Source organism: Thermus tengchongensis (assembly GCF_021462405.1).
In the GTDB taxonomy this organism is placed as follows: Bacteria; Deinococcota; Deinococci; order Deinococcales; family Thermaceae; genus Thermus; species Thermus tengchongensis.
In genome coordinates, this window is the sequence record NZ_JAKEDU010000025.1 from 1 (window position 1) to 5,530 (window position 5,530).

Annotated in this window: 3 protein-coding genes and 2 pseudogenes; 2 read left to right on the plus strand and 3 right to left on the minus strand. The window is 67.3% G+C overall.

The features are described from left to right. Positions 1–367, plus strand: a pseudogene (locus L1087_RS13055) (transposase); the annotation flags it as partial. Here L1087_RS13055 and L1087_RS13060 read toward each other — a convergent pair. Continuing rightward, positions 335–526 (minus strand): PIN-like domain-containing protein, encoded by a 192-nt coding sequence (locus L1087_RS13060; protein ID WP_234559306.1) that lies wholly within the window; start codon positions 524–526, stop codon positions 335–337. The pseudogene L1087_RS13055 and the gene L1087_RS13060 sit on opposite strands and share 33 nt — an antisense overlap. Next, positions 523–1,182 carry a DUF433 domain-containing protein gene (locus tag L1087_RS13065; protein ID WP_234559308.1) on the minus strand — a complete coding sequence of 220 codons (660 nt, stop codon included), beginning with the start codon at positions 1,180–1,182 and terminating at the stop codon, positions 523–525. Before L1087_RS13065 ends, L1087_RS13060 begins: the two co-directional genes overlap by 4 nt. Before the next feature lie 181 nt (positions 1,183–1,363). On the opposite strand from L1087_RS13065, the gene L1087_RS13070 reads away from it, so the two are divergent. Continuing rightward, a complete protein-coding gene (locus L1087_RS13070) occupies positions 1,364–4,630 on the plus strand; it encodes a Swt1 family HEPN domain-containing protein (RefSeq protein ID WP_234559309.1) in 3,267 nt (1,088 codons plus the stop codon). A 136-nt stretch (positions 4,631–4,766) separates the two neighbouring features. Here the strand turns inward: L1087_RS13070 and L1087_RS13075 are convergent. Next, positions 4,767–5,530: pseudogene (locus L1087_RS13075) on the minus strand (IS200/IS605 family accessory protein TnpB-related protein); the annotation flags it as partial.

The window sequence follows — 5,530 nt, forward strand, 5'->3', positions numbered from 1 at the left end:
GGGAGGGTGGGAGTGGCGGTACGTGGTGGCCACCTTTCCCGGGGGGCGGCGGTTTACCATCGAGCACTTTTTCCGGACCATGAAGGGGGAGTTTTCCCTGGGGCGTTTTGGGCAGCGGACGGCCTTGGGGGTGCATCGGTTTCTGGTGTTGTCCTTCCTGGCTTACCTGCTGGCCCACTGGGTGAGGCTAGCTCCAGCCGGGAGAGGTCTTTCTTGGCGGGAGGCTGGGCGGGAGGCGGCGCGCCTGCTGCTGCCGGAGGTGGTCTTGGGGGTCCTCATGGCCGAGCTGGGAGCTTTGGGTCTTTGGCCCCCGCCTGCGGGGGGAAGGGGGTGTTTATGCAGGGTATTCGGGAGGTGCAAGTTTTGAGATGATCCATCCCTCAAGGCTCACCTGTTTGATCCAAACTTCGTCAGGGGTGTCCTGCTGAAAATGGTCGTCGTGTTTCTCCACCCAAAGGCCAAGCTCTCTGAGCTTCCCCGGGAAACTCTTACCCAAGTTGCGGTCACAAAAATAAACCAAACTCACGCGGCCGCGCCCTCAAAGACCACCGCCTCCCGCACCGCCCCCAAGGGAAGCCCATAGTCCTCTGCCAGGGCCTCCAGGGCTTCCCCGCTGTTGTACCGGAGAGCCAGCACCCGGGTCTTCACCCCTGCCACCGTGGGAGCTCCGAAAGCCACCCGGGGGTCCAGGACCACTTGCTCGCTTCGCAGCCGTCCTGCTACCGAAGGACGGAAGCGTACCGGGAATCCCTTCTCGTCCCGTTCCACACGGGAAAGATAGTCCCGAAGAATGTCCTCGAGGGCCACCTGCCCCGACCGGGTGAGGGCCAGCAACCCTTGGGGATCCCTCAGGAAGATATCCCGAAGCCCCACCTCGAGGTCCAAAAGCAGAGGGCGGGGCACCCCCAGCTTCTCACGGGCGTAGGCCACCATCTGGCGCACCTTACCCATGGTGATGCGGTGTTCCTTCCGTAGAGCCGCAAGCACATTAGCTTCAACCAGATTGAGGAAGGAGAGCAAAGAGCCACCCCCAGGGGTGACGATCAAGGGTTCAGACCACCCCTGTCCTCCTTGAACGGGGTAGCGCCGCCCCCACACCCAGGTGCGCAAGGTGGCCTCGGGAACCCCCAAGTACCGGGCCGCTTCCCGCAGGGTGTAGAGGGGCCGGTCCTGAGGATCCATGGTGAGAACGCTATCAAAATGGGACAGGCTACCTGGGGACCCTTTACCACCCTTCATCCTCCGACCAAGATACCATGCCCCCAACTTTCCAAAGGGGGAGTTGCCCTCTAAACAACCCTGCACGGGCCTCCACGTGCAAGCCACTTATCTCCATGGAGCAACCTCCTTTATCTTGGGGTGTATGGCGCTCAGCAACCGGGAGATGGTGGGGCGGGGCCTGGACCTTCTGAAGGCGGGCCTCCGCCCTTTTGTGGAGCGGGAGTACCGCCGGGTATACGGGGAGGAGTGGGCCCAGCAGGCCCTCGAGGTGGTGAAGGGCGACCAGAGCAAACTGCAAGACCCCGACGCCCAGGCCCTCCTCAAGCTCATGGACTACCGCTGGCACGAGGTCTTTGACGAGAAGCTGGGCCAGTGGGGGCGCACCCTGGTGAAGGAGCTTTTGGAGGTGCGCAACCGCCACGCCCACCAGAACGCCTTCACCCTCGAGGACGCCCACCGGGCCCTGGACACCATGACCCGCCTCCTGGAGATGGTGGCCGCGGAAGAGGCCCAGGAGACCGGGCGCCTGGCCCGGGAGCTTCTGCGCCGCCGCTTTGAGGAAGAGGCCAAGCGGGAGGTGGAGCGAGCGGCCAAGCTTCCCCAGATCCCCACCCCCTCCGGCCTCAAGCCCTGGCGGGAGGTGGCCACCCCCCACCCGGACGTGGCCTCGGGCCGCTTCAGCGAGGCCGAGTTCGCCGCCGACCTGGCCCAGGTGCTTCGGGGGGAGGCGGGCCCCGAGTACGGCGACCCCCTGGAGTTCTACCGCCGCACCCACCTCACCGGGGGGCTGAGGCGCCTCCTGCTGAACGCCCTGAGGCGGCTTTCCGGAGCCGGGGGCGACCCCGTGGTGGAGCTCCAGACGGCCTTCGGTGGGGGCAAGACCCACTCCATGCTGGCCCTCTACCACCTCTTCGGCGGGGGGCTGGACCCCCACGAGGTGCCGGGCCTGGAGGAGGTGCTGAAGGAAGCGGGCCTCACCCAGGCCCCCAAGGCCCGGCGGGCGGTGCTGGTGGGCACCGCCCTGGACCCCGCCAAGCGCCGCCCCAAGCCGGAAGGGGTGGTGGTCCACACCCTCTGGGGGGAGATGGCCTACCAGCTGGGCGGGGTGGAGGGGTACCGCCTGGTGGAGGAGGGGGATCTCCGGGGCGTGGCCCCAGGCTCCGACACCCTCAAGGAGCTTTTCGACCGCTTCGCCCCCGCCCTGGTCCTCATCGATGAGTGGGTGGCCTACCTGCGCAACCTCCACGGGGAGGAAGACCTCCCCTCCGGCACCTTCGACCAAAACCTCACCTTCGCCCAGGCCCTCACCGAGGCGGCCAAGCGTAGCCCTCAAGCCCTGGTGGTGGCCTCCCTCCCCGCCTCCGACGCCGAGGTGGGAGGAGGGGGTGGGCGGGAAGCCCTCCTCCGCCTGCAGAACGTCTTTGGCCGCCTGGAAAGCGTCTGGCAGCCCGCTACCCAGGACGAGTCCTACGAGATTGTGCGCCGCAGGCTCTTCCTGCCCCTCTCTGCGGAAAGCTTCCGGGACCGGGACGCCGTGGTGCAGGCCTTCATGCGCCTTTACCGGGAGCACAGAGGGGAGTTCCCCGCGGAAACCGCCGAGGCCGACTACGAGCGCCGCCTCAAGCTGGCCTACCCCATCCACCCGGAGCTCTTCGACCGCCTCTACGGGGACTGGGCCGCCCTCGAGGGGTTCCAGCGCACCCGGGGGGTACTCCGCCTCATGGCCGCCGTGGTCCACACCCTGTGGAGCCGGGGGGACGCTTCCCTCATGATCCTTCCTGGGAGCCTGCCCCTGGATGCCGGAGGGCCTCGGTACGAGCTTACCCGCCACCTTTCCCGCTTCCACGAGGGCTTCGCCCAGGTGCTGGACACGGACGTGGACGGACCCAACGCCAAGGCCTTCCTCCTGGACCAGGCGCGGCCCAACCTGGGGCGCTACCAGATGGCCCGGCGCACCGCCCGGGCCGTCTTCATGGCCACCGCCCCTGCCGCCGCTGCCCCCATCGGAAGGCCCAGGGGCGTGGAGGGCATCCGGGTGCGCCTGGGGGTGGTCCAGCCAGGGGAAAACCCCTCCTTCGTGGCCGACGCCCTCAAAGCCCTCAGCGACCAGCTCACCTACTTCCACGCCGAGGGGGACCGCTACTGGTTCGAGACCCGGCCCAGCCTCAACCGCATGGCCCAGGACCGGGCCGCGGCCTTGGACGAGGACAGGGTGCGCCAGGAGCTGGTGGGGCGCCTCCACGCCTGGACCAAGGAGCGCCCAAGCCTTTTCGCCGCCGTTCACGCCGTTCCCGAGGGGAGCGGGGACGTGCCCGACGAGCCCGCCTTGCGCCTGGTAATCCTGCCCCCTTGGGTTTCTCACACCAGGGGGGGGTCGGAGGCCGAGCGCCTGGCAAGGGAGATCCTGGAAAGGCGGGGACAGGCCCCAAGGCGCTACCGCAACACCCTCCTCTTCCTGGCGGCGGACGCCACCTCCTGGCCGGACTTGGAGGAGGCCGCAAGGAGCTTTCTGGCCTGGAAGTCCATCCTGGAGGACGCCCCCAGCTTGAACCTGGGGGAGATGGACAGGAGGCAGGTGGCATCCCGCCTGGCTGAGGCGGAGGCCATCCTGAACACCCGCCTGGAGGAAGGCTACCGCTACCTCCTCAGCTTCCACCAGCCCGACCCCCGGGCCCCCGAGCTGGAGCTCCAGGCCCCCCGCCTCCTGGGAAGCGGTAAGCCTCTGGAGCGGGCCGCCAGCAAGGCCAAAAACGAAAGCCTGGCCTACACGGAGTGGCACCCCCGCTTCCTGAAGGACACCCTGGAGGGGTACAGCTTCTTTACCGCCTTAGAGCCCCAGGGGGTCCTGCCCTTGGGCTGGCTCTGGGAAGCCTTCTGCACCTACCCCTACCTGCCCCGGTTGAAGGGCGAGGAAGTTCTCCTGGCCTCCGTTCGCAAAGGGGTGGAGGAAGGGCTTTTCGGGTATGCGGAGCGCCTCGAGGAGGGACGGCCCAAGGGGGTGCTTTGGCGCGAAGGGGGGTTTACCCCTAGCCTGGCGGGGTTCCTCCTGGCAAAGGAATTGGCGGAAAAGGCCAAAGCGGAGGAGGAGGAGCGCCAGCCCCCTAAGCCCTCAACGGTGGAGCTGACTCCCTCTCACACAGGACCCCTTCCCCCACCCCCTCCCCCGCCCCAGCCCAAGCCTCGGCGGTTCTACCTGAAAAAGGAGCTTCCCCCCACCGACCTCCTCCGGGAGGCCGACCTTCTGGCCAAAGAGATCGTGCTTCAGCTGGCCAAAGAGCCCGGCGTGCGGGTACGGGTGGTCCTCGAGGTGCAAGCGGAAGCGGAAGAGGGCTTCCCGGAGGACCTCGCCCGCGTCCTTCGGGAAAACAGCGATGCCCTCAAGGCGGAGTACGGGCTCGAGGAAGCTTGAGTTGGGGGTGGATGCAAAGGAAGGTTGCAAAAGGCCGCGCCTTAGCGGCCCTGGCGCTCCTTCTCGTTCAGCCAGGCCCAGATCTCCGCCATGCTGTAGGAGAGCATGAGGACGGCAAGGAGGTTCCTGGTCAACTCTAGCCACCACTACCCCCTCCTACATGCAGGAGTGGAGCCGCAGCAGCCGACCCCCCACCAGGATGAGGGTCTAAGCCTCCCTTCCACCCCTCCCACGATCCCAGCAGGATGGGCTTGGTCACGGGCGTAGCCCGTATCTTGCGAGCCGAGAGATCCCTCGGCACCTTCTGCCCAAGGAGGGGAAGGAAGAGGCCTACCCTCAGGGCTCGCCAGGCGTGGATGCCCTGGGGGTTCCTTCCCGCGGTTGACCCCGCAGGGCCGCCTGGCCCACCCTGAAGGCTTGGAAGGGTGGCGAGAGCTCTCTTCATCTGGGCAAGCTCCCGCCCGAGCCTGCGCCTGAGGTAGGGGTTCTTCTCCTCACGGTGCCGCTCCTTGAGCTGGGCTATCCGCCCCTTGTAGAAGCGGCGGGTGCGGTCGTGAAAGGAGGGGTCCTGGAGGAGGGCTTTCAGAGGTTTGGGGATCTCCTCCTTGAACCCCAAGGCCCTCCGCCCGATCACGTAGGCCGCGGCCACGTCCTTGGACAAGGACAGGAGGGGGGCGTACTTCAGCATCCCGATGGTGGAGGTGTCCTGGGGGTTCACCTCCAGGCTCTGGATGCCCCGCTTCCGGGCCAAGGCGTGCACCTTCCCCAGGAGGGAGCGGTAGGCGAAGCGGTGGGCTTGGCGGCGGAAGCCCCTGCCGGAGCCGTCCCCTCTTCTCCCTTTGGGGAGATGCTTCAGCCTCTCCGTGGCGATGGCCACCCCCTCCTGCTCCGCCAGGGCCA

Excerpts from the sequence above, each read along its gene's own strand:
- L1087_RS13065 (WP_234559308.1), bottom strand. The coding sequence starts at position 1,182 with ATGGATCCTCAGGACCGGCCCCTCTACACCCTGCGGGAAGCGGCCCGG.
- L1087_RS13070 (WP_234559309.1), top strand. The coding sequence starts at position 1,364 with ATGGCGCTCAGCAACCGGGAGATGGTGGGGCGGGGCCTGGACCTTCTG.